General features: G+C 64.5%; 1 protein-coding gene. It reads left to right on the top strand.

Annotated features, from left to right (window positions below; all coding sequences use genetic code 11):
• Positions 1-1,993 (top strand): condensation domain-containing protein (locus V7773_RS30135; protein WP_336076486.1); only part of this gene is annotated, 1,993 nt, incomplete at both ends.

Here is a 1,993-nt window from a genome sequence, read left to right as displayed (position 1 = left end):
CCTGGCGGCTACCGCACTGCCAAACATCGACGACAGCCAACCTCATGTGGCACCGCGTAACGCCACCGAAGCGGTGCTGAGTAGGCTGTTCTGCGAAGTGTTGGAACGCCCAGATGTCAGCGTCCACGATAATTTCTTCAGTCTTGGCGGTCACTCGTTGTTGGCCGCGATGCTGTTTACCCGCTTGCGTCAACGGTTCACTCGGGTACCCCCACTGCGCAGTCTTTTTGAAAACCCGACACTGTCTGCTTTCGCGAGCCAGCTCGGCGATCCTTTGGATGCTCCTGCCTCCACTTGGACCGGAGTGCCAAGGCCCAGCCGCCTGCCGCTGTCGTTCGAACAGCAACGCCTGTGGTTCCTTGAACAACTGAGCACCGGCGGTGGCGAGTACAACGTGGTCAGCGCCGTGCAACTGGACGGCGAACTCAACGTCCAGGCCCTGTGCACGGCCCTGAACAGCGTGGTCCAACGCCACGAGATCCTGCGCAGCCGCATCGTGCGTGATAGCGACGGCGAGTTGGCGCTGGTGATCGAACCGCGGGTCGATATCAGCGTGCAGGTGACGGCACTGCAAGCGACCAGCGCGGAGCAGTGGCAGCAACTGACCGATGCCGCGATCCACGCAGAAACCGGCCGCCGCTTCGACCTCGCTGCCGAAGTACCCGTCCGTGCCACGCTATTGCAACGCAGCGGCGCTGCCCAGTCGCTGCTGTTGCTCAGCGTGCACCACTGCGCCACCGATGACGCCTCCAGCCAGAACCTGCTGGATGAACTGCGACAGTTCTACACCGCCCAGTGCCAGGGCACCCCGGCAGCGCTGCCAGGACTGGCGCTGCAATACCCCGATTACGCCCTCTGGCAGCGCGAACCCGGTCAACAGACCGCGTTCAGCAGCCAACTGGAATATTGGCGCAACCAATTGGAGGACGGCGACTACCTGCTGGACCTGCCAACCGAACAGGGCCGGCCAAACCAGCTCGCCCCGGCGGCCGGCGCGGTGCAACTGCAATTGCCGCCCGCCCTGGTGGAACGCCTGCGCCAGTTCGCCCAACAACGCGGTGCCACGCTGTACATGCTCATGCTCGGCGCCGCGCAATTGCTCTTGGGCCGCTACGCCAACCAGCGCGATGTGCGGGTTGGCAGCCCGGTGGCCCAGCGTCCATTCGCCGAGCTGCAACCGCTGATCGGTTGCTTCGTCAACACCGTGGTCATGCGCGCCGACCTGGATCCGGCTCTGGATTTCGAAGGCTTGCTCAACCAGGTGCGCAACCGTGTGCTGGATGCCCAACAGCATCAGGACGTGCCCTTCGACCAGGTCGTCGAGCACTTGAAGCCTTCGCGCAGCCTCGGCCAGACCCCGCTGTTCCAAGTACTGTTCGCCATGCAGAACGCCGACTCGTCGAGCCAGCCATGGCCGCAGTTACACGTCAGCGAACGCGCGGTGACCGCCCAGGCCACCAAGTACGACCTGAACTGGGAAGTGCATGACGGCGAGGTGCTGTCGGTGTTGCTGGAATACCGCGCTGCGCTGTTCAGCGAAACCACGGCCCTGCGTTGGTTGGAACAATGGCAACAACTGCTGGAAGCCATGCTCGAAGCGCCACAAACCCGCCTCAGGGATTGGACACCGTTGCCGGCGGCCGAGCGTCATCGCCAACTGATCGAGTGGAACGCCACCGAACGTCATTACAACGGCCCGACCAACCTGCACACCGCCCTGAGCCAGCAAGCCGCCCTGAGCCCCAACGCCCCGGCGCTGGTGTTCGAAGGCCAGCGCCTGAGTTACGCCGAACTGGACCAACGGGCGCAAACCGTCGCCCGCGCCCTGCGCGCCGCTGGCGTGGGCAGCGACAGCATCGTGCCGGTGTGCATGGAGCGTTCGGTGGAAATGGTCGTGGCCTTGCTCGGTATCGTCCATGCCGGCGCCGCGTGGCTGCCGCTGGATCCGGAGTTGCCGGCCACGCGCCTGGCCTTCCTGATCGAAGACGCCGAT

It is taken from the genome of Pseudomonas sp. 3JA (genome assembly GCF_036961705.1).
Classification (GTDB): domain Bacteria; phylum Pseudomonadota; class Gammaproteobacteria; order Pseudomonadales; family Pseudomonadaceae; genus Aquipseudomonas; species Aquipseudomonas fluorescens_Q.
The sequence above is the reverse complement of the archived record's forward strand: the minus strand, read 5'-3'. Positions and strand labels throughout refer to the sequence as shown.